21 protein-coding genes are annotated in these 19410 nt (G+C 46.6%); 11 read left to right on the top strand and 10 right to left on the bottom strand.

What is annotated here, in order from left to right; all coding sequences use genetic code 11:
• Positions 1 to 8: 8 nt before the first annotated feature.
• Positions 9 to 659, bottom strand: coding sequence for a Qnr family pentapeptide repeat protein (locus tag R8N28_RS14895; protein ID WP_005460782.1), 651 nt, complete (start codon positions 657 to 659; stop codon positions 9 to 11).
• A gap of 497 nt (positions 660 to 1156) precedes the next feature.
• On the opposite strand from R8N28_RS14895, the gene ompW reads away from it, so the two are divergent.
• From ompW to R8N28_RS14880, 3 genes are all read left to right on the top strand, one after another.
• On the top strand, positions 1157 to 1798 hold the full coding sequence (gene ompW, locus R8N28_RS14890) for an outer membrane protein OmpW (RefSeq protein ID WP_065275593.1): 642 nt from the start codon (positions 1157 to 1159) through the stop codon (positions 1796 to 1798).
• A gap of 214 nt (positions 1799 to 2012) precedes the next feature.
• Entirely contained in the window at positions 2013 to 3038 is a 1026-nt protein-coding gene (locus R8N28_RS14885) for an HlyD family secretion protein (RefSeq protein ID WP_054702114.1), read from the top strand.
• On the top strand, positions 3035 to 4525 hold the full coding sequence (locus R8N28_RS14880; protein ID WP_005391958.1) for an MDR family MFS transporter: 1491 nt from the start codon (positions 3035 to 3037) through the stop codon (positions 4523 to 4525). The genes R8N28_RS14885 and R8N28_RS14880 overlap by 4 nt, the downstream gene beginning before the upstream one ends.
• 96 nt (positions 4526 to 4621) lie before the next feature.
• On the opposite strand, the gene R8N28_RS14875 is transcribed toward R8N28_RS14880, so the two are convergent.
• A complete protein-coding gene (locus R8N28_RS14875) occupies positions 4622 to 4867 on the bottom strand; it encodes a Rho-binding antiterminator (protein ID WP_005460845.1) in 246 nt (81 codons plus the stop codon).
• A gap of 180 nt (positions 4868 to 5047) precedes the next feature.
• On the opposite strand from R8N28_RS14875, the gene R8N28_RS14870 reads away from it, so the two are divergent.
• Positions 5048 to 6184 carry an MBL fold metallo-hydrolase gene (locus tag R8N28_RS14870; RefSeq protein ID WP_065275640.1) on the top strand — a complete coding sequence of 379 codons (1137 nt, stop codon included), beginning with the start codon at positions 5048 to 5050 and terminating at the stop codon, positions 6182 to 6184.
• Between the two features lie 78 nt (positions 6185 to 6262).
• On the opposite strand, the gene R8N28_RS14865 is transcribed toward R8N28_RS14870, so the two are convergent.
• From R8N28_RS14865 to R8N28_RS14845, 5 genes are all read right to left on the bottom strand, one after another.
• A complete protein-coding gene (locus R8N28_RS14865; RefSeq protein WP_017821017.1) occupies positions 6263 to 6688 on the bottom strand; it encodes a VOC family protein in 426 nt (141 codons plus the stop codon).
• 174 nt (positions 6689 to 6862) lie between these two features.
• On the bottom strand, positions 6863 to 7348 hold the full coding sequence (locus R8N28_RS14860; RefSeq protein ID WP_025768760.1) for a VOC family protein: 486 nt from the start codon (positions 7346 to 7348) through the stop codon (positions 6863 to 6865).
• A gap of 139 nt (positions 7349 to 7487) precedes the next feature.
• On the bottom strand, positions 7488 to 7817 hold the full coding sequence (locus R8N28_RS14855; protein ID WP_033907198.1) for a DUF4144 domain-containing protein: 330 nt from the start codon (positions 7815 to 7817) through the stop codon (positions 7488 to 7490).
• 24 nt (positions 7818 to 7841) lie between these two features.
• Complete coding sequence (locus R8N28_RS14850; RefSeq protein ID WP_053350101.1) at positions 7842 to 8378, bottom strand: DUF924 family protein; 537 nt, start codon at positions 8376 to 8378, stop codon at positions 7842 to 7844.
• Positions 8379 to 8447: 69 nt separating this feature from the next.
• A complete protein-coding gene (locus R8N28_RS14845; RefSeq protein ID WP_065275594.1) occupies positions 8448 to 10295 on the bottom strand; it encodes a M3 family metallopeptidase in 1848 nt (615 codons plus the stop codon).
• A 276-nt stretch (positions 10296 to 10571) separates the two neighbouring features.
• Between R8N28_RS14845 and R8N28_RS14840 the strand changes: the two genes are divergently transcribed.
• Entirely contained in the window at positions 10572 to 10934 is a 363-nt protein-coding gene (locus R8N28_RS14840; protein ID WP_025768763.1) for a hypothetical protein, read from the top strand.
• A gap of 70 nt (positions 10935 to 11004) precedes the next feature.
• On the opposite strand, the gene R8N28_RS14835 is transcribed toward R8N28_RS14840, so the two are convergent.
• Entirely contained in the window at positions 11005 to 11178 is a 174-nt protein-coding gene (locus tag R8N28_RS14835; RefSeq protein ID WP_005374332.1) for a hypothetical protein, read from the bottom strand.
• Positions 11179 to 11412: 234 nt separating this feature from the next.
• On the opposite strand from R8N28_RS14835, the gene R8N28_RS14830 reads away from it, so the two are divergent.
• The 3 genes from R8N28_RS14830 to R8N28_RS14820 all read left to right on the top strand — a co-directional run bounded on the left by R8N28_RS14830 (position 11413) and on the right by R8N28_RS14820 (position 15219).
• Positions 11413 to 12555: a sugar diacid recognition domain-containing protein gene (locus R8N28_RS14830; RefSeq protein ID WP_005374330.1), complete on the top strand. Its 1143-nt coding sequence runs from the start codon at positions 11413 to 11415 to the stop codon at positions 12553 to 12555.
• A 158-nt stretch (positions 12556 to 12713) separates the two neighbouring features.
• Positions 12714 to 14066, top strand: coding sequence for a GntP family permease (locus tag R8N28_RS14825; protein ID WP_318183390.1), 1353 nt, complete (start codon positions 12714 to 12716; stop codon positions 14064 to 14066).
• Between the two features lie 16 nt (positions 14067 to 14082).
• Positions 14083 to 15219, top strand: coding sequence for a glycerate kinase (locus R8N28_RS14820; protein WP_042522351.1), 1137 nt, complete (start codon positions 14083 to 14085; stop codon positions 15217 to 15219).
• 96 nt (positions 15220 to 15315) lie between these two features.
• On the opposite strand, the gene R8N28_RS14815 is transcribed toward R8N28_RS14820, so the two are convergent.
• Positions 15316 to 16752: a PLP-dependent aminotransferase family protein gene (locus tag R8N28_RS14815; protein ID WP_065275596.1), complete on the bottom strand. Its 1437-nt coding sequence runs from the start codon at positions 16750 to 16752 to the stop codon at positions 15316 to 15318.
• Between the two features lie 92 nt (positions 16753 to 16844).
• Here R8N28_RS14815 and R8N28_RS14810 point away from each other — a divergent pair, with 92 nt between their 5' ends.
• The 3 genes from R8N28_RS14810 (at position 16845) to R8N28_RS14800 (ending at position 18842) form a co-directional block, all read left to right on the top strand.
• Positions 16845 to 17744, top strand: a complete 900-nt coding sequence (locus R8N28_RS14810; RefSeq protein WP_065275597.1) for a DMT family transporter — start codon at positions 16845 to 16847, stop codon at positions 17742 to 17744.
• Positions 17745 to 17810: 66 nt separating this feature from the next.
• On the top strand, positions 17811 to 18098 hold the full coding sequence (locus R8N28_RS14805) for a hypothetical protein (protein ID WP_005374318.1): 288 nt from the start codon (positions 17811 to 17813) through the stop codon (positions 18096 to 18098).
• A 153-nt stretch (positions 18099 to 18251) separates the two neighbouring features.
• Positions 18252 to 18842 carry a type II secretion system protein gene (locus tag R8N28_RS14800; RefSeq protein WP_254901939.1) on the top strand — a complete coding sequence of 197 codons (591 nt, stop codon included), beginning with the start codon at positions 18252 to 18254 and terminating at the stop codon, positions 18840 to 18842.
• A gap of 37 nt (positions 18843 to 18879) precedes the next feature.
• On the opposite strand, the gene R8N28_RS14795 is transcribed toward R8N28_RS14800, so the two are convergent.
• Entirely contained in the window at positions 18880 to 19407 is a 528-nt protein-coding gene (locus R8N28_RS14795; protein ID WP_047102510.1) for a GNAT family N-acetyltransferase, read from the bottom strand.
• Positions 19408 to 19410: the final 3 nt, after the last annotated feature.

Raw genomic sequence — 19410 nt, 5'->3', positions numbered from 1 at the left:
GCCTTTCCTTAGAGAATGATCAGTCCAAAAGGCGCAAGCAATTGCTCTTGTTGCCAATCACAAATTTTAACACCAAACAGAGAAACGCGGCGAACATCCAGCCCGTCTAGTTCGACATGAGTCAGATCACATTGCTCAACGTTAAAGGTTCCCCATTGTTCTGGCGAGAATTCGCAGCGAGATAAATCCGAGCCTTTGAGAGTTGCCCCTGCGAGGTTCGCACCGTTCCAACGGTTTTCAAAGAGGTCACATTTTTCTAGTAACACTCGTTCGAAGTTACAGTAGGTGAGGTTGCAGCCAGTAATAAAAGCAGAACAGAAAAACATGGTGTTACTGACGCGATTAGCAAAGTTCGCACCTTGGAAGTTTGCCCCTTTGAGATCGCACTTACGCAGCTCCAAGCCCATACAATTTGCGCCGTTAAACAGGCTCATCGCCAACATACAGTTCGTAAAGCTGGCGTCTTTTAAGTTCGCGAAGCGAAAACTACACCCTTCTAGCGCTTTGGATTCGATAAAGCGACAGTCGATGAACTTAGCATCGCGCAGATCGGCATGGTCGAAACTGCACATATAAAAGTGGCAGTTTTTAAAGGTGGCATTCTGAAAATCGTGATGAGAAAAGTTTTCTCGTTCAAAAATGAGATCGGTTTTTAACATGTCTTCTCCTTAGCTGCGAGCAGACTAGCACTCCAAGTGACTGATTTTCCAGAAAAATAACTTCTTGTATTTCAGTGCTTTACAAACCCCTCAAATCGCGATTTTAAGGGGGCAAACGAGCGTTTTAAGTGGGTTGTTTTTTGAAAATAGAAGACGTAGAGGACGAAAAAAGTTTTTGCTGGCTACGAGCCTTAACGAGAGGATTCGCATTTATGGGTATGCATGGCAACTCACACGCACAGTTTGCATTACAGAATTGTATCCTATTTGCATAATTTGTTGATCAATATGGCGTTTCTCCATACAAAAAACCTATATTTTTCACAAATTGATTTCCATCAAAATAGTAGGGTTTCTATGTGCTAGATTGCGCGCAGCTCAAAAAAAATATAGATGCCCGTGTGCTTCAAGGCGCTGAGTTTACTTGAAATCTAAGGCCAGTCAGCAGGCACACCTTTGGGTGTAACATAACGAAGCCCTACAAAAGGAAATAAAAAATGAAAAAAACAATCTGCAGTCTAGCAGTGGTTGCTGCACTCGTGTCACCAAGTGTTTTCGCTCATAAACAAGGTGACTTCGTTCTTCGTGTTGGTGCGGCATCTGTCGTTCCAAATGACAGCAGTGATAAGATTCTTGGTTCTCAAGAAGAGTTAGAAGTTGACTCAAATACGCAGCTTGGTTTGACGTTTGGCTACATGTTCACAGACAACATCAGTTTAGAGCTTCTAGCAGCAACACCATTCAGCCACGATATTTCGACAGATTTGGTTGGTAGTGATATCGCGAAAACCAAACATTTACCACCAACGCTAATGGTGCAGTACTACTTTGGCGAGCCACAAAGTAAGTTCCGTCCATACGTTGGTGCAGGTCTCAACTACACCATGTTCTTTGATGAGGGTTTCAATAGCACGGGTAAAGACAATGGCTTATCAGATTTGAAATTAGATGATTCATTCGGTCTAGCAGCGAATATTGGTGTGGACTACATGATCAACGATCAATGGTTCCTCAACGCTGCTGCGTGGTACGCAAACATTGAAACAGAAGCAACTTACAAAGCAGGTGGAGCGAAGCAAAAAACCGACGTCAAAATTAACCCTTGGGTATTTATGATCAGCGGCGGTTACAAGTTCTAAGAAAAACCAGTAGTTACACGCATATTACTATTATTGGCATGACTTTGGGGGCGGTTACGGGGACTGCCCCTCTTTTTTATCCTCGTTTTGATTGCACATCATTTACTCCACTTAGCAACATGCAAAATTGGATCTTTACCTTGCAGATCATTTTATTGTCGGAAGATCGAAAAGTCCTACACTGATCACATAATTGAACAAGTGGACAATATAAATGAGCGACGACATCGCAAAGCATTCCTCCTCCAGATCTAAGCTGGTAAAAACTCTTTTCTTTACTCTCTGTGTTATCGCATTTGGTGCGATGTATTGGTCTTGGCAGTATTCAGACAGTCACCCAAGCACAGAAGATGCCTACGTTAGGGCAAAAATTTTGTCGGTAGCGCCTCAGGTAAAAGGCCAAGTGGTTTCTGTGGATGTCAAAGACTTCCAATCTGTTAACAAAGGTGACCTACTGCTGAAGATAGATTCACGCCCATATTTGTTGGCAGTGAAGCAAGCAAAAGCGGCATACCAATTGGCGGTCCAGCAACATGACGTTGCCGATAAGCAGGTAACTGAAGCTGTTGCGGGCTTAGATGCGGCGCGATCTAACCTGACAGAAGCGCAAGTAGAGTACAAACGTACGGATTCTCTAGTGAAACGCAAACTGGCGTCAGACCAAGATTTAGATACGGCGAAAAACAAACTAGCCAATGCCCAAGCGAGCCTAGAGCAAGCGCGCGCGACGGTAGAAAAAGCCATTGCGAACCGTGGTGAAGAAGGCGCAGAGGCTGCGGTCGTTCAACAAGCTGCAGCACAGTTAGCGCAAGCGGAGCTGAACTTGAGCTACACCGACATTACGTCACCAGTGGATGGCATTGCCGGTGAAATCAATACGCACGTAGGCTCGGTCGTTAGCGTGGGTCAAACGCTGTTCCCTGTGATTTTAAAAGACAGCTATTGGGTACGCGCGAACTTTAAAGAAACCGATCTTACTCATATTAAACCTGGCATGCATGCGGATGTGGTGATTGATATGTACCCAGACGTGGTGTGGAAAGCAACGGTAGAACAACTATCGCCTGCGAGTGGTACATCGTTCTCCTTGATGCCACCAGAAAACGCAACGGGTAACTGGGTTAAAATCAAACAGCGTTTCCCTGTACGTTTGGCATTAGAAGTACCGGCCGATGCGCCGCAACTTCGCGTGGGTGCGAGCTCAGAAGTCACCATTGATTTGCAAAGTAGCGTGCAATGAGCCATCAAATTACGGCAGACAAACGGGGGATTGCCACCGTCGCCGTGATGCTTTCTGCCATCATGGTGTTAATCGATATGACCGTTGCGAACGTGTCGCTATCGCACATGATGGGCGCGTTGGGCGCAACGGCAGACCAAATTACTTGGGTGCTGACGGGTTACAGCATGGCGGAAGCGATCTTCATTCCGATGACCAGTTTCTGGGTGTCGCGCTTTGGTGAACGCAAAGTCATGCTGGTTGCTGTGATCGGTTTTGTGATTGCCAGTGCGCTTTGTGGGCAAGCACAGTCTCTTGAAGAGATGGTGCTGTTTCGCATTATCCAAGGCGCTTTCGGCGCGTCGGTGATTCCATTGGCGCAGTCGACGTTAGTGCAGATTTATCCGTACGAGCAAAAAGGCAAAGCGATGGCGATTTTCTCCATCGGTATTTTGCTTGGTCCTATTTTGGGCCCAGTCGTGGGTGGCGTGATCACCGACAACATCAATTGGCGCTGGATATTTTACATCAACTTGCCATTCGGTTTGATCTGTACCTCTTTGATTTATCGCTATATCCACATCGACAACAAATCCAAACCTAACTTTGATTGGTGGATCATTGGTTACATGGCGTTAGGTGTGGGCGCGTTGCAGTTTGTGTTGGATAAAGGGAACGAAGAAGACTGGCTCAACTCACGCATGATCCAGACCGCGATATTACTCGCAGTCATGGGATCGGTGATGTGGATTTATCGCAGCTGGAAAACCAAAAGCCCAATAGCGCCATTATGGCTGCTTAAAGACCGAAATCTTATGGTCTCGTCGTTGATGATTGCCGTGGTGTCGATGGCGATGTTTGGCCTGACGACTCAACAACCGATGCTGTTGGAAAGCTTGCTGGATTATCCGGTCTCAACCACTGGCTTATTAATGGCACCGCGTGGATTGGCGTCAGCGGCGATGTTAATTTTGGTGATTAAACTCAATCCGCAATTCGATCCCAGAATCAAAATAGTCTTTGGCTTGAGCTGCATCGGGATTGGTAGTTATTTGATGACGCAATACTCACTGCAGATCGATACATTTTGGATTGTGATGCCGAGTATGATTCAGGGCATGGGGCTTGGTTTAACCTTCTCGACGCTGTCCACCTTGGCGTATTTAACGATTCCGAAAGAGCAATCTGTCGCGGCGGCAAGTATTTACAATCTGTTCCGTACAATTGGTAGTTCGTTTGGTATCTCTATCGCCACCACGTTCCAATATCGTGATAGTCAGCAGCAATGGCATGCGCTGGGAGAGGGTATTAATCCATATAATCCTAACTTGCATGACTGGGCGGCCAATCAGGGGCTTTCCATTACCGACCCGGTTGCGTTAGACCAATACCAACAGATGTTGCAGCAGCAATCGCAAATGGTCGCGTTTGTGCACACCTTCCAGCTTGTGGGAGTGATGTTCGTGATCATGATGCCGATGTTGGTTTTCATCCAGTCGCGTGAATAACAACAAGTTCAGGTGAACCGTGTAAGAGAACGCCTCTCAAGTTGTGTCAGCTTGAGAGGCGTTTTTTATTGGACGGTGTCAGTGAAAGAAGGACGTTTACTCAAACGTCACTTCATCAAAATGCGGATTGGCTTTGAGCGCGCGCATTGCGACTAATTGTTCAGTCGGGAAAGCGGTGTGCTCACCATCCATATCTAAAAACAAGCACTCTTGTCGCTGCATGTCGTAGCCTGTGTCGAACGCGTTGCCCTGATGAGTTTCACCATTTTTTAGCGTGATCTCGATAGGGAGCTTAAACATACAGGCGATTTCAATAAAATCGTATTGGCTGCAAGTCACCATAGTTTTCTCCTTTCAAACCGACGCAGTATTCGGAAGGTTTGAGAACCGTATCCTTAAATAGAAGACGTTTGATTGAAACTGAATCTTCATCTTACACCTCATTTTGGTCACGAAATAGACATACACGCACGTTTTAATAAACCTACTGTTGAGCGTTCACAAGCGAGACAAAATAACGATATGTCTGAGACGATACTTAAGCGCACATACCTAACGAGTGAACAAAAGACACAAAAGCCAAGTTCACTGATTCCGCCTCAAACCTACCATGCGCAGTTGGCGCACCGTGTTCACCACTCGCCTCAATTTGAAAACGGCCGCGTTAAAAACGAGATGCCAAATGTGCCTAGTCCGCAATCATTCTGGCAGGTGTGTTGGAGTTATCTTGGTGGTAGAACGCCGTTGAGTCCTAACGAATATCTGCCACATTCCCCAATTCAACCCACGCAGTTTGCGCAGCGAAGTGAATCGATGCGCCTTACTTGGCTGGGCCATTCCACCATGCTGGTGGAGGTCGATGGCATTCGAATTCTGACCGATCCGGTCTTTGATTACGCTTCTCCGTTCATCGCAAAAGCGTGGTTTGAACGCAATATTCCCAATACCCATGCCAGAGATTGTTTGCCGATTCCTGAAATTATCGTGATTTCGCACGATCATTACGACCATTTAGAAGCATCGACCATACGTTTCTACGCCGATAAACCCGTGACGTTTTATGTACCCTTAGGGGTTGGCAAGCATCTGATAAAGTGGGGCGTTTGCGCAGACAACATCGTGGAATTCGATTGGTGGGATAGCGTGCACTATGCTGGAATCGAACTGATTTGTACGCCTGCTAACCATAATTCGGGTCGTACTTATTTCGATAAAAACGCGACCCTGTGGGCTTCTTGGGTCATCAAAGGCAAAGAAGAGACGCTCTATTTTAGTGGCGATTCAGCTTACGATTCGCACTTTTCCGAGATCGCACAGCGATGTGGACCAATCGACATTGCCTGTTTGGAAGTGGCTGCCGATGTGAAAGGCCAAGGTTATCCGGTCGAAAACTGGGGGCACATGCAGGCTCATCATACCGTGCAAGCGTTTCACGATTTAAATGCGAAAAAACTGTTGCCAGTACATTGGGCTACATACGAGCTATTTACTCACCGCTGGGACGAACCGATTTTAGATTTGCTTGCCCATTGTCAAAAAGAACATATAACGCTGCTGACGCCAATGCCGGGGGAGAGTTTTTACGTTCATCAAGAACATATAAATAAACAATGGTGGCGAGAAAAAGAAACAGGTGAGCCAGCTAGAATTTTTACTTAATAATATGATCTTAATTCAATAATTATTTTGGAAATTAACCTTGTTATTTTCAGAATATAACAAGGATTTTTTACTCGCTTACTCATCAATCACTTGAGGTTTTAACTCGACGACATTTCCTTCCGGATCATGAATATAGAGTGAGCGACCGAATCCTTGTGCGCCGTAGCGTTTCGCAAACTCTTCGGTTTCAATGCCGTTCGAACGCAGATATTCCAGTAATTCATCCTCGGAAAAAGGCGCCAATTGCAGGCAAAAATGATCAATATTACGACCATTTTGAACTGGTGGCTTTCCGCCGAGTTGACCCAATTCGCTGTCTACCGTCACTACATCAATCAATGCGTTACCTGCCCTAAGTTGAGTTAAACCAAGTTCCGTTACTTCGCGTTCGACAGGGCAGCCCAAAATGTCTCGATAGAAATGCAACATAGCATCGAGGTTACAGGTCCTTAAAACAACATGATCAAGCGCTTTGATGGCGATTGGATTTTTGGTGGGCATGCTTCACTCCTTTTTGCATTGTGTTGAGGTAAGTATAAAGTGACCTTAAAAGTGGTGAGAGAAATGATCAAATTCCAGATGTTTTTTTGCTAGAGCGAGTGCAGAAACACTGCAACTCAAAGCAAACAAAAAAGGCTAGCGTATTGCTAGCCTTTTGGAATATGGATGGGGCTATTACTCGTAATCAGAAGCGTAAGTTTCTTCGTATGAATGTGAGTAAAGCTCGAATAGGTTGCCGAATGGGTCTTCTAGGTAAACCATTTTCGCAGGCTTATTATCGTCTTCTGGGTGGTAACGCATGATGTCCATGCGCACTTTGCCACCTAGTGCTTCGGTGCGTTTGATAGCACCTTCAAAATCGTCTGTCTGCAAACAGAAATGGAAGATACCGATGCGAGAAAAATCCACTTCATGGCGCTCTTGACGCTCTTTCATTTCGAATAATTCAAGGCCGATGCCATCACTTGTCACAAGGTGCGCAATGTTGAAGCCTTTAAAGCCTTCCCCAAAGACCGCAATACACATTCTGCCAATTGCCGTTTCGCGTTCTTCAATCACTTTCGTGTTGCCCATAACGACTTTTAGACCTAGCGCTTGCGTGTAAAACTCAACCGCTTTGTCCATATCTCCGACCATAATACCGACATGATTCATTTTCATTTGTTTGCTCCCAACATGTGTGTTTGAACGTTGTCTTGTTTCGATGTGGGAGAGTATATGGTGTGATATTGATTACATGAAATTATCATAAATTATAAAAATGATAATTTTATTTAATGATGTGCGTATTGGGATTGATTTAGTGAGCTAAGGCCTCAACAGCTTGCCTCACCGAGGTGAAATGAATCTTGATAATGCACCGTTGCGCGAGGCTGAATTCATGCGATTGGATTAATGACGTAACCTCTTCTACGGACAGCGTTCGTTCTTTTGGATGTAAAAGAGTGGTGTTCGAACCATTGTTTTTCAATTCAAACGTGTTGCCATTTGAGTCGATAACGTAATCATCTTGCCCAAAAATGAGGGCTTCGCATTCAGAGTCTAAGTCGGACTGGGAATGCGTGTAGATCAGCTCATCGTCGCCGTCTAGTTTTAGCAAGCATGGCCAGCATACTGCGTGGTCTCTCATGGTTAACTCATTATTCATTGTTATTTAGAAACTTGACCCAGGTTGTTGCAAAAACGCTAACTCTTCGGGAGTGCTCTCTCTTCCCAGTATCGCATTGCGATGAGGATAGCGCCCAAACTGGTCGATGATGGCTTTGTGTTTTAGCTCAAAATCGTAGTTATTTTCAAGCCCTGATGCGCGGAACAATTTTTCAGCTTGGACATGAATGAGGCGAGATTCGCTGTGCATAAACGGCATGTACAAAAAGCTTAGCTGCTCAGGCGCTAATTCTTTGTCGTAACCTAACCGAATTGCCTCTTGAGCCAATGCTAATGCGAGTGGGTCTTGTGCAAACGCTTTTTGGGTGTTGCGATACACATTACGTGAAAACTGGTCGAGGACGATGATTTCGGCCAATCGTCCTTGTGCGCTGTTACGCCAATTAAACAGTTCACAACGAGCCGCTTGTTCTAATACCGAGGCAAATCGCGATGTAATACGCTTGTCCAGTTCTGGGTTGTTTTCAAACCAATTTTTGGGCGATAGCTCCTCGAACCAAAATTTGATGACTTCTTGGTACATGGATCTTCCTTCCTATTGCATTAGCTAAAGAATAAAAAGCCAGAAGGCGAGCTCCTGGCTTTCTGCGTGTTATCGACCGTAAGTCTCTATGATGTAATGTTCAAAATCGTCACACATTTGTTCGTCAGAGATGGCGTTGCTTGCCAGCTCTTTACTGCCGTCGACGACTTTAATCGCGGCGTTCAGTGAAGCGACTGATGCTCGCTCTCGCGTCGCAAGTGAGTCGATTTTCTTCTGCTGCACTTCCCATGCCTGTTCTGGCGACAGGTTACACACGTCTGCAAGGTATTTGGCATTGAAGCCTTCGCCAGTCAGGCTGACAATGATTTCGTTGTGCGACAAGTGATTGCCTGCGTGCCAGTAGTGTTTTGCCAGCAGTGGGCCAATTTCTGGGTTATCCGTCAGGTAACCAAACTTCTCAAGGAAGTATGCACGGGTCTGGTACACCGCCATGTGCGCGAGTAGGTAACCTTGATACGCACACGCCGCTTCGTCGGATAGCAAATGTGGAATCGCCATCAGTGGGCGAGGGCTGCATTCCAAACCAAGGATCTGTTTTTCACAATCGCGAGCCAGCTTAGTGATGCGTTCTGGCGTTAACTCGTCATCGCTCAGTTGATATAACGCGCGTTCAAAGTACGGCACAACCAAGATGCTACGTTCTTCATAAGCTTTGAATGGCTGACGACTGTTGATCATCGCTTGAATAATCTCATCAGGAACCGGATTCCCTTCATCATCCAGTGCGTATTGTTTTAGCCAATCGGCATCGGTTAACAGGCTGTCACAGAACATCGACTGAGTTTCTGCATAAGCCATTGACGTCGGCGCAAACTCCTGCGAGAAACAAGGTGCGTTCATTTTTACGTTCGCAAAGTGTGCTGCGTGGCCACCTTCGTGGAACAGCGTGTTAATGCCATCGTAGCCGCTGCCCACTTGGTCTGGTTTGGCATTACTGGTGAAGTTCACCTGCGCTGCGACCCATTCGCCTTGATTATAGAAAGAAGGGATAGGGCCGTGGCAGAACCCATTCGGGTACTTACCTTTGCGATCTAGTAAATCCAGCGTTAGCGTCGCGCCAGAGTAATCAATATTTAGGCGACCAAATGATTCTACCCAGCGTCTCAGAGATTTTGAGAACGGCACGTATGGGTCAAGGTCACGCATAACGTTACCCGCGAATGAGTAAACAAAGTTGTAGCCTGCTAGTGCGCTTGCGCCTTTCTCTTTCGCCAAGTTTTCTAAGCTGTTTAGATGCGCATCTCGCGTGCGTTGTTCGAAATCTTCCAAAATTTCGAATAGCTGCTCAGTGCTCATCTTTTCCGTTTTTTGCACGGAGTAATCAAAGAAAGTCGCATAACCCAGTGAGCGAGCGAACTGGTTGCGCAGTTTGATCAGTTCAATAAAGCCGTTTTGCAGTAGCCATTGTTCAAGGTTCAGCAACGCTTGATGAGCCGATTGGCGAACTTCTTCATGATTGCTGGTGCGAATGGTTGAGCTTAATACTGGAAGTGAACCTTCTACTTGCTCGCCGTTCTCATCGGTAAATGTTTGTACGTGGTTCTGTTTTTTCTCGAAGAGCTCAGCTTCAAAGGCAATGAGCTGATTTTTCAACGCTTGTGCTTTTTCGCCCTCGATAGCGTGAGATTCAAACATCGCCAGCCAACCAGATAGACCCGTAATGGTTTGTTGTTTCTCTTGTGGGTCGGTAATTGAGTCCGCGGCTTCAAGCTGTTGTTTGATGGCAGTAATTTGCTCGGCGTTGCTTAAAAAGCTTGTCCATGCCGTTTGTGCTTGCGTCGAGCCATCATGGTCATCGCTGATCCCCATGTAAGTTTCCCAAAAGAAATCTTCTTTGGTGCGGTGAATCGCAAGGTAACGTTGATTGAGGTCGTTGAGGTAATCCGTTGCGGTCATTTTGATCCTTCAAATGGTTTCGTTATGTAGACAGTTGATTATTGCACGCTTGGTCGCGAGAAAGGAACGCTAATCTCATTTGTCGATTTTGCATCGCGTAAAGGTGATTTTACTATTTGTTTACATTTGGGTGAGTTAATAGGAGTTATGAGCTTGCAGTGTTAAGACTGGTATGGAGTTTACAGTTTATTAAGTAATTAATCTGCGGTGCGCTATCGATGATCCTTATCAGGTGTAATAAGATTTCCATATCGTGGCGATACAGTTGGAAACGATATGATAAATAAGACAAAAGTTACGTTATTGGCGGTAGGTACGATTTTAGTTGGATGTTCCACAGTCGCGCCACCAAGAAATGATGCGGTTGAAAGCATTCAACAAAAGTGTTCTGTGATTTTAAGCAATGATGTTGCTGGCGACCAGCGCTGGCAGACGTACAACGGCTTGCTTGTAGAATATGCCGTGCATGGCGTTAAGAGTCAGACACAACTGGAACGTTTTGAAGCGTTTGTGCAGAGAGTGCAAGATGATGAGTCTGGACAGTTAGTTACTGAGTTGATTGAGGTCACCGACTGGGGATGCTCAAACGGCAATTATCTTGAAGAGATGAGCTTGTTTATTCAAGAAGTTCAAAAGTAAAAAACCGAGCGTTAAGTCGCTCGGTTTTTCTGTTTGTGGAACGCTTTTGTGCGCTGGCTCGTCAGGACGTTTACTCCTCTGGATACTCGCCCATACCTTGCGTTTTACCTTCCGCTTTCCAATGCTCTCCAGGAGCAAATGCTTCATCGCATAAATCTACGGTGTAGCCCATTTCTGTGATTTCCTTCAAAGTGAGGTTATCAGCAATATTTGCAACTTCCCCCGATTTATTCCGTAACTCCATGTTGATCTCTCCTCTGTAGGTAGACGAGTGGCATCAATGCACAGTGAAGAATGCATTGGTAACCTTTGTTCTAAGTATATAACCCTCTGCTAAAAATGAAGGTTTAATACTCTTTTTAAGTGTGGTTAATTGGATAATGCTTTGAGCTGCTTCCGTTATTTAGAACCGCAGCATCGCGATAGTTTGCCATTTGTGATTTATTGAGTGATTAAACGGTCAATTTGGAAACTCGAAATGGTGATTCTCGACCACGCTTTAGCACAACAAATTGTTGATCGAACCATGTCCATCATTGGTCACAATGTGAATGTGATGAACTCGGCAGGCATCATCATTGGCAGTGGCGACCCTAAACGTGTTGGGCAAGTGCATGATGGCGCGGTACTGGCGCTGAATCATGGCGATTCGCTAGAGCTTAATGAGCAGCAATGTTTGACGTTGCAGGGTGTCAAACCCGGTATCAATATGTTGTTGAAATTACATGGTGACGTGGTCGGTATTGTTGGTGTCACAGGCGAGCCGGAGAAAATCCGAGATTTTGCCAAACTGGTTAAAATGACCGCTGAGTTGACAATCGAGCAAGCCGCGCTGGTGGAAAAATTTCAGTGGGACAGACGTCATCGCGAAGAGTTTATTCTGGCTTGGATCAATGGGAAATTGACCGATGAAGAGCTGAAAGATTGGGCGATGCGTCTTTCTATCGATGTGACTCAACCACGGGTGGCAACGGTGATTGAAGTCTCGACGCCGTCGGCCTCAAAAAGCATGAAGAGTGTGCGCAATATTGTTGAACTGCTTGAATACCCAGAGCGTAACAATCTAGTTGCGATTGTCTCGGTGAATGAAATTGTGGTGTTGAAACCGTGTCATTCCGCCAAGCAGTGGGACAGCCAAGTTGAAAGTGAGCGCATTGATAAGTTGATGTCGCGTTTAAGCGATCACGATTCGCATACGTTTCACATTGCGCTAGGACAGCTGTTTAATGAGCCTAAAGATGTCGCGTTGTCATACCAAAGCGCGAAGCAGGTATTAGCCATTGGCAAGCAGTTCTACCCAGAGAAACGTAAGTACCTGTTCGATGAACTTCGTTTGCCTGTGCTGTTAGCGCCGTTGGCGGATATTTGGCAAGGTGAACAAATTATTGATGGTGTGAAACGGTTGAAAGAGAAAGACAAATCTGGGCAATTATTGAAAACCCTAGATGCACTGTTTGAATGCAATGGCAATGTAACAGAATGCTCTAAAATGCTGTTTATTCACCGGAACACTCTGCGCTATCGGTTAGAGAAAATCACCGAGATAACAGGGTTACCAACCACCAATTTTGTGGGGTTAGCGGAGCTTTATATTGCGACTCGGCTCTCAAAAATGTCGTGATGTTGTGCATTTGCACAATACGCGTTATTTTTTGACCACATCATTTGTCACTCCGCCTAAAGGAATTCGAAAGCAAACGATTAATAATTCATGCGTCCCTACATGTTGAGTGAGCCAACACGGACTCGCTCAGCAAAATAAGAATAAATGGAGTTATCATGAACCTTATATTAATCCTGCTTGGGGTGATCGCATTTATTGTGCTCACGACCACCAAACTCAAATTACATCCCTTTTTAGCGCTGATCATCGCGGCGTTCCTTGCGGCATTTGCTTACGGCTTACCGGCAGATAGCATTGCCAAAACCATTGCTTATGGCTTTGGCGGCATCCTTGGTTACATTGGTTTGGTTATCGTTTTAGGTACCATCATTGGTGTTATTTTGGAAAAAAGTGGTGCGGCGATCACCATGGCCGATACGGTCATCAAAGTGTTGGGTGAGCGTTTCCCAACATTGACCATGAGCATCATCGGTTACATCGTTTCTGTTCCAGTATTTTGTGATTCAGGCTTTGTCATTCTGAACTCGCTCAAAGAATCACTCGCTAAGCGTTTAAAAACCTCAAGCGTTGCGATGAGTGTGGCGTTGGCAACTGGCCTATACGCAACGCACACGTTTGTGCCGCCAACTCCTGGCCCGATTGCCGCTGCGGGTAACTTAGGCCTGGAATCTAACCTTGGTTTAGTGATTGGTGTGGGTGTGTTTGTTGCAGCGGTTGCGGCGTTAGCGGGGATGTCGTGGGCGAACCGATTCCAACATGTTGAACCAGATGGCATTGAAGCCGCAGAAGAAATTCAGCAAGACTGGCAAGCGCTCAAAGCGTCTTACGGCAAATTGCCAACGGCGAGCCAAGCATTCGCTCCTATTTTTGTTCCTATCTTATTGATCTGTTTTGGCTCTATCGCGAAATTCCCAAGCCTACCGCTGGGCGAAGGTTTTGTGTTTGATGTTCTGACTTTCTTAGGACAGCCACTAACGGCATTAGTGATTGGCCTGTTCCTTTCTGTTCGCCTACTCAAATCAGACAACAAGATTGAAGAATTTGGCGAGCGAATCAGCCAAGGTATTACGGCTGCTGCGCCTATTCTTTTGATTACCGGTGCGGGTGGCGCATTTGGCGCGGTATTAAAAGCCACGCCGCTAGGTGAATACTTGGGTACGACGCTATCGGCGCTGGGCGTGGGTATTTTCATGCCATTTATCGTTGCGGCTGCGCTAAAATCGGCACAAGGTTCGTCAACGGTTGCACTGGTGACCACATCGGCTTTGGTTGCGCCTATGCTTACGCAATTGGGGCTCGATTCAGAAATGGGCCGCGTATTAACGGTGATGGCGATCGGTGCAGGTGCGATGACGGTTTCTCATGCAAACGACAGTTTCTTCTGGGTAGTTTCGCAGTTTAGCCGCATGTCGGTGGGCTTAGCGTACCGCGCGCAAACCATGGCTACGCTCGTTCAAGGTGTCACGGCAATGGCATTGGTGTACATTTTGAGCCTCGTTCTCTTATAAGTCTCTGGAAGTACGTATGAAAGTGGTAATTGCACCTGATTCATTTAAAGAAAGCTTAACCGCCAAACAAGTGAGCGAGGCGATCAAAACGGGTCTTGCTCGCGTATGGCATGATGCTGAGTTTGTTACGGTTCCGGTCGCAGACGGTGGCGAAGGCACGGTTCAATCTTTGATAGATGCAACTCAAGGCGAACAAGTCTTCACAACAGTGACCGCGCCATTAGGGAATGATGTTGAAGCGTTTTATGGCATCCTCGGCGACGGCGAAACCGCAGTTATTGAAATGGCGGAGGCCAGTGGGCTGCACCTTGTGCCGAGTGACGCTCGCGACCCAAAACTGACCAGTAGCATTGGTACCGGACAGCTGATCAAACACGCGCTAGACAGAGGCATTCAACGCTTAATCATTGGTTTGGGCGGCAGCGCTACCAATGATGGTGGCGTGGGCATGTTGACCGCGTTGGGGGTGGCGTTTCTTGATGAATCTGGTCATGCAATTACCCCAAATGGAGGCGGGTTAGCGGCGCTTGCGTCCATCGATATTTCTGGTCTTGATCCTCGCTTAGCAACTTGCGAAGTGTTGGTAGCGTGCGATGTTGATAACCCACTCTGTGGTGACAAAGGCGCGTCGGCTATCTTTGGCCCTCAAAAGGGAGCGACCGTATCAGACGTTACTCTGCTCGATAACGCATTGCGCAAGTTTGGCGAGTTGACGGAACAAGCGACGGGTAAGCATGTACTGACTCGTGAAGGGGCGGGTGCTGCTGGTGGTATGGGCGCGGCCTTGCTCGGGTACACGCCAGCACGTTTGCAACCGGGAATTGAGATTGTGCTTGAAACGGTCAAACTTGCTCAGCATGTTGCGGATGCGGATATCGTATTTACAGGCGAGGGTCGAATCGATCATCAAACCGCACATGGCAAAACGCCGATGGGCGTTGCTCAGGTCGCCAAGCAGTGTAATTTACCAGTCATTGCATTAGCAGGCTGTGTGGGCGACAACTATCAGGCGGTTTATGAGTGCGGCATTGATGCGGTGTTTGCTTGTGTACCAAGGGCGATGAGCTTACCTGAGGCCATGAAAGAGGCCGACGTCAACGTTGCCAATTTAGCCGAAAACGTCGCGAGAATGTGGCAAATTAAATCGCACTGAGGGCGATAACGATACGAGAAAACTCCACCTTTGCGTGGAGTTTTTTGTTGTTACCTGTTTGCGTGTGTCGGCATAATTTCATTTAGCAAGAGCGAGTTAACAGGCATGCTTTGCTATCAATTTTGCCAGTGTTTGCATCGCTTGACTCCAATCGGTTTCATGACCAAAGTTTGCCACGCTGAGGCGTACGCAATGCCGATATTGCCCTTGAGTGGCAAATACGGTGCCGGGAAGTAGGCTGATTCTGTGCTTATTGCATGCTTGATACAACGCATAGCTGTCCGTGTCTTCGGGCAGTCGCAACCAAAGTAAGAACGAGCCTTGTACGGCGTTGATCTGGTATCGATTTTTTAGAGGTTCGTATTCATCCAAGTATTGATGAAGCATCTGGATAAATCGTCGCATGTTGTTTTGATAAACCCGACCCATTCGCGCAGTATGCGTTCGATACTTGCCTGACGTTAGAAACGTTGCCACGGCGGATTGCATCAGGTTCAAACTGCCCATGTTCTCACACAGTAGATATTGCTCAATTTGATCTCGATATCGCCCCGCCAACATCCAACCAATTCTCAAACGCGAATCGAGCGTTTTGGATAACGAATTTACGTAAATTACGCGTTGCTTGTCATCGAGCAATCTCAAGCTTGGCAACGGCTTATCATAACTTAACCCGCCAAACACATCGTCTTCGATAATAGGAATATTGCCGGACGCCAATAGTAATTGTTGACGCTTTTCTAGCGGCATCATGGCACCAGTTGGATTGGTGAAGTTTGGCGTTACGATGATCGCTTTTATGTCCCATGTCGCCATTGCTTTTGCTAAGGCTTCGGGGCACATACCGTCGCGTGGGCAACTCGGAATTTCCACCACTTTGAGGCCGAGTGATTCTAGCATCAATAAGTTGCCAAAATAGCAAGGGGACTCCACCGCGACGATATCGCCTTTTTGTGTCGTTGCGCGCAGCGCTAGGCTAATGGCTTGTTGCGCGCCGTGCGTCACCATGATCTCATCCAACTTGGCTGGCGTGCCCAAATCTTGTGTGATTTTCGCTAGTTGTTTGATTAAGAGGTGATCACCGGGTGGTAATTGGTAATGGCTCGGTACATGCGTTTGCTGGCGGCTGTGGCGGCCGATCTCGGCGTACAAGCTTTTGATCGCGGGGGAGTCAATGTTTGGGTGGGCAGAACCGGTAGGCAAACGCTCTTGGTATTCAGGATAAGTAAGGATTTCTTTGCAGATCGAGAGCAAATCCACGCGAGTCGGATCCGGAATTGAGCGAGAGGTCGGCAAAGCGACTTTAACTCGATAACCCGATTTGGGAACCGAGTACACCAAGTTTTGTGCTTCCAGCTCTTGATACGCACGAATCACGGTATTTTTACTGACGTTTAATTCTTGGCTCAACGAGCGAATGGAGGGCAGTCGATCATCCGCCTGATAAACGCCACCACTGATGGCTTGTTTGAGGTGTTTTTCCACCACGAGGTACTTATTCCCTTCACCGCTTCCCAATAAATCTGTACCCATAAAAACACTTCCATCTGTCACTTTTTGAAAACACTGTACCTAATTACATTAGCAGTATCTCAAAACATAAAACAAGCGTGAGTGAGGCGATCATGTTAATCCGAGCCATCCCTTTTGTATTTGTCATCCTTTGGGCTTCTGGATTCGTTGGTGCGCGTTTTGGTTTGCAATATGCCGAGCCAGCGACACTACTTTCTATCCGTATGGCATTCAATGTCTTATTGTTTTTGGTTCTTGTGGCGGTATTGCGTAGAAGGTTGCCGACAGGAAAAGATTTATGGCACAGCTGTGTGGTTGGTGCATTGATCCACGGTTTCTATCTGGGCGGTACTTATTTCGCTATCGCCTTAGGTATGCCTGCGGGGTTGAGTTCGTTGCTGGTGGGTATTCAACCGATTTTAACCGCGGCTTTGCTGGTGGTGTTTGTTCGTGAGGAATTTAAACCCTCGCAATGGTTGGGTTTGGCTCTTGGTTTTGTCGGTATCGCTATGGTGTTGATGGGCAAAATGGAGTGGCAATCCGAGCAGCATAAAGTGTTGGCCATTGGTTTGTGTTTGTTGGCTTTGGTTGGTATCACGCTAGGGACGCTTTATCAGAAAAAACATTGCCAACAAGTGGATATGGTCGGTGGTGCGACGGTGCAATATTTGGCCGCGCTCATCATGTTTCTGCCCGTTGCGATGCAGTTTGAAACCATGCAAGTGCAGTGGGAACTGGAGTTTATTTTGACTGTGTTGTGGTTGGTCGTCGTGCTCTCTTGTGTAGCTATTCTACTGCTGTTGTACATGGTTAAGAACGGTGCAGCATCGAGCGTAGCTTCTGTATTCTACCTGGTGCCGCCAACGACGGCGATTCAGGCTTGGCTCGCGTTTGGAGAGTCATTTGATTGGATGGGGATTTCTGGTTTCGTACTGGCAGCTACGGCGGTGTATTTGGTGGTTAAAAAGCCGGATCTGACGATAAAGAAATCGATTCAAACAGAATATACCTAAATTGGGTAGGGACATTTGCGTACCAGTGGGTACAATCTGCTTCATCTTAATCCGTGGAGCAGAATGATGAAGGTAAAGCCAGATCGAATGACCGCCATGCGTAGCATCATCGAGCAAGTAAAAGCGGAACTACCAATTTATGAACCAGAAACGTTTGTATGTGGACCAGAAGGGCAGTGCATTGGCTGTCCGAAGAAATTGTTGGAAATGGTCGATTCAGAAGTCACTTATTGGGAGTCAGCCATGGAGCGCGGCATTGTTCCGCAGTTCGATGAGATTCGTCGTTTTGGCAAAATGTGCACGAATGTTCGTCGTGGTCTGGTGCGAAATAATGTGCCTTTACTCAGTAACTAGAGAGTAAAAGTCGTCTAATATCTGACACATAGCATCGTTTTGTTACACTGCTCTTTGGGTGCTGTTCTCAAGTTTGCGTGGTGTTTGTCTCTTCTTACCCTTTGGGTCTTTAATCGTAAAAAATTGGCGATATATTGGCTCGGTCTCACATGGATGTGGGGCTATTGTCTTGGGCTAGTTGAGATAAGAAACGTGAAATCAAAGGGATTTACGCTGATGGAAATCACCATAGTGCTTACCACTTTGGCTTTCATCGCATTAGCTGCTTTACCAGTACTACTCGATATTCATCGCCAAGCATACGCTGCGATGCTGCACAGTTCTCAGTCTTCTTTGGGTACGGCTCTCAAATTCTTTCATGCTCAAGCTGTGATTGATAACGCTTACGGCCAAGAGCACGTTCACTACATTGACCGACATGTCAAAACACGCAAAGGCATGCCAGAAGCGAGTGCCGATAGTATTCGAGCTTTGTTAGAAATCGATCTACCAGCCAGAGGTTATTCGAAAATTGACGTGCCGTGCAAAGGCAGTGATTTTTGCATCATCGGTCAGCAGCACCCAAACAGTGCTCATTTTGTCGCTATTCCTGATTATCAGTTCTTAGATAAATCGGGTGTTGATCGCGTGGTGTACATTTGGCCGCAAGGTTACACACTGGCAGAAGAAGCATGCTATTTCTACTACGTGAATCAAGCCTCTAACGATTCAATTGTTCGAGGGCATGTGACGCAAGGGTGTTAACCCCGAATAAGTGTTGCGAACAACGGTTATCGTGACTCTACAAATCTGGGCTTTTCGAACGGCTTTGCGCTTTATACAATATCATTTTTTGACTCATCAAGACTTTACCATTTGGCAAGGTCACTTCCCCAAGTTCTCCCTGATGTTCAAATCCAAACCGTTCATACAAAGCAATCGCTGGTGTGTTGGTTGTGTATACGTAGAGTGCGATTTGGTCGTAACCAAATTCCCAACCACGTGCGATCGCGACTGCCAATAGTTTCCGCCCCAATCCTTTGCCTCGGTAGTTTTTGTCGATGTGAATACCAAGAATACCGACGCGAAGGCGTTGCCCTCTTTCGTAACCGCACATCTCAGCTGGGTAGATTTCAACACTACCGATAAGTTTTTGGCGGTCAAACGCGACAAACTGAGGGATGGACTCGTTTTCCACACGTTGCAGGATTCTGCGAAGCGTTGCGTTATCGGGTGCCGGAGAAATCAAAAATTCCCCTTCGGAGTACACTCGATTCCACAGCGCGGTGAAGCGCGCGATATCGCTCACCTTGATGGATCTGATTTGCATTCA

It is taken from the genome of Vibrio sp. Vb1554, assembly GCF_033344235.1.
This window is presented reverse-complemented; position numbering and strand designations above follow the sequence as displayed.

Bases quoted from the DNA above. Each gene is read 5' to 3' on its own strand.
- R8N28_RS14885 (WP_054702114.1), top strand. From the start codon at position 2,013: ATGAGCGACGACATCGCAAAGCATTCCTCCTCCAGATCTAAGCTGGTA.
- R8N28_RS14830 (WP_005374330.1), top strand. From the start codon at position 11,413: ATGGTGATTCTCGACCACGCTTTAGCACAACAAATTGTTGATCGAACC.
- R8N28_RS14875 (WP_005460845.1), bottom strand. From the start codon at position 4,867: ATGGTGACTTGCAGCCAATACGATTTTATTGAAATCGCCTGTATGTTT.
- R8N28_RS14880 (WP_005391958.1), top strand. From the start codon at position 3,035: ATGAGCCATCAAATTACGGCAGACAAACGGGGGATTGCCACCGTCGCC.
- R8N28_RS14805 (WP_005374318.1), top strand. From the start codon at position 17,811: ATGAAGGTAAAGCCAGATCGAATGACCGCCATGCGTAGCATCATCGAG.
- R8N28_RS14870 (WP_065275640.1), top strand. From the start codon at position 5,048: ATGTCTGAGACGATACTTAAGCGCACATACCTAACGAGTGAACAAAAG.
- R8N28_RS14825 (WP_318183390.1), top strand. From the start codon at position 12,714: ATGAACCTTATATTAATCCTGCTTGGGGTGATCGCATTTATTGTGCTC.
- R8N28_RS14850 (WP_053350101.1), bottom strand. From the start codon at position 8,378: ATGTACCAAGAAGTCATCAAATTTTGGTTCGAGGAGCTATCGCCCAAA.
- R8N28_RS14865 (WP_017821017.1), bottom strand. From the start codon at position 6,688: ATGCCCACCAAAAATCCAATCGCCATCAAAGCGCTTGATCATGTTGTT.
- R8N28_RS14795 (WP_047102510.1), bottom strand. From the start codon at position 19,407: ATGCAAATCAGATCCATCAAGGTGAGCGATATCGCGCGCTTCACCGCG.
- R8N28_RS14815 (WP_065275596.1), bottom strand. From the start codon at position 16,752: ATGGGTACAGATTTATTGGGAAGCGGTGAAGGGAATAAGTACCTCGTG.
- R8N28_RS14800 (WP_254901939.1), top strand. From the start codon at position 18,252: ATGTGGGGCTATTGTCTTGGGCTAGTTGAGATAAGAAACGTGAAATCA.
- R8N28_RS14835 (WP_005374332.1), bottom strand. From the start codon at position 11,178: ATGGAGTTACGGAATAAATCGGGGGAAGTTGCAAATATTGCTGATAAC.
- ompW (WP_065275593.1), top strand. From the start codon at position 1,157: ATGAAAAAAACAATCTGCAGTCTAGCAGTGGTTGCTGCACTCGTGTCA.
- R8N28_RS14845 (WP_065275594.1), bottom strand. From the start codon at position 10,295: ATGACCGCAACGGATTACCTCAACGACCTCAATCAACGTTACCTTGCG.
- R8N28_RS14810 (WP_065275597.1), top strand. From the start codon at position 16,845: ATGTTAATCCGAGCCATCCCTTTTGTATTTGTCATCCTTTGGGCTTCT.
- R8N28_RS14840 (WP_025768763.1), top strand. From the start codon at position 10,572: ATGATAAATAAGACAAAAGTTACGTTATTGGCGGTAGGTACGATTTTA.
- R8N28_RS14895 (WP_005460782.1), bottom strand. From the start codon at position 659: ATGTTAAAAACCGATCTCATTTTTGAACGAGAAAACTTTTCTCATCAC.
- R8N28_RS14855 (WP_033907198.1), bottom strand. From the start codon at position 7,817: ATGAGAGACCACGCAGTATGCTGGCCATGCTTGCTAAAACTAGACGGC.
- R8N28_RS14820 (WP_042522351.1), top strand. From the start codon at position 14,083: ATGAAAGTGGTAATTGCACCTGATTCATTTAAAGAAAGCTTAACCGCC.
- R8N28_RS14860 (WP_025768760.1), bottom strand. From the start codon at position 7,348: ATGAAAATGAATCATGTCGGTATTATGGTCGGAGATATGGACAAAGCG.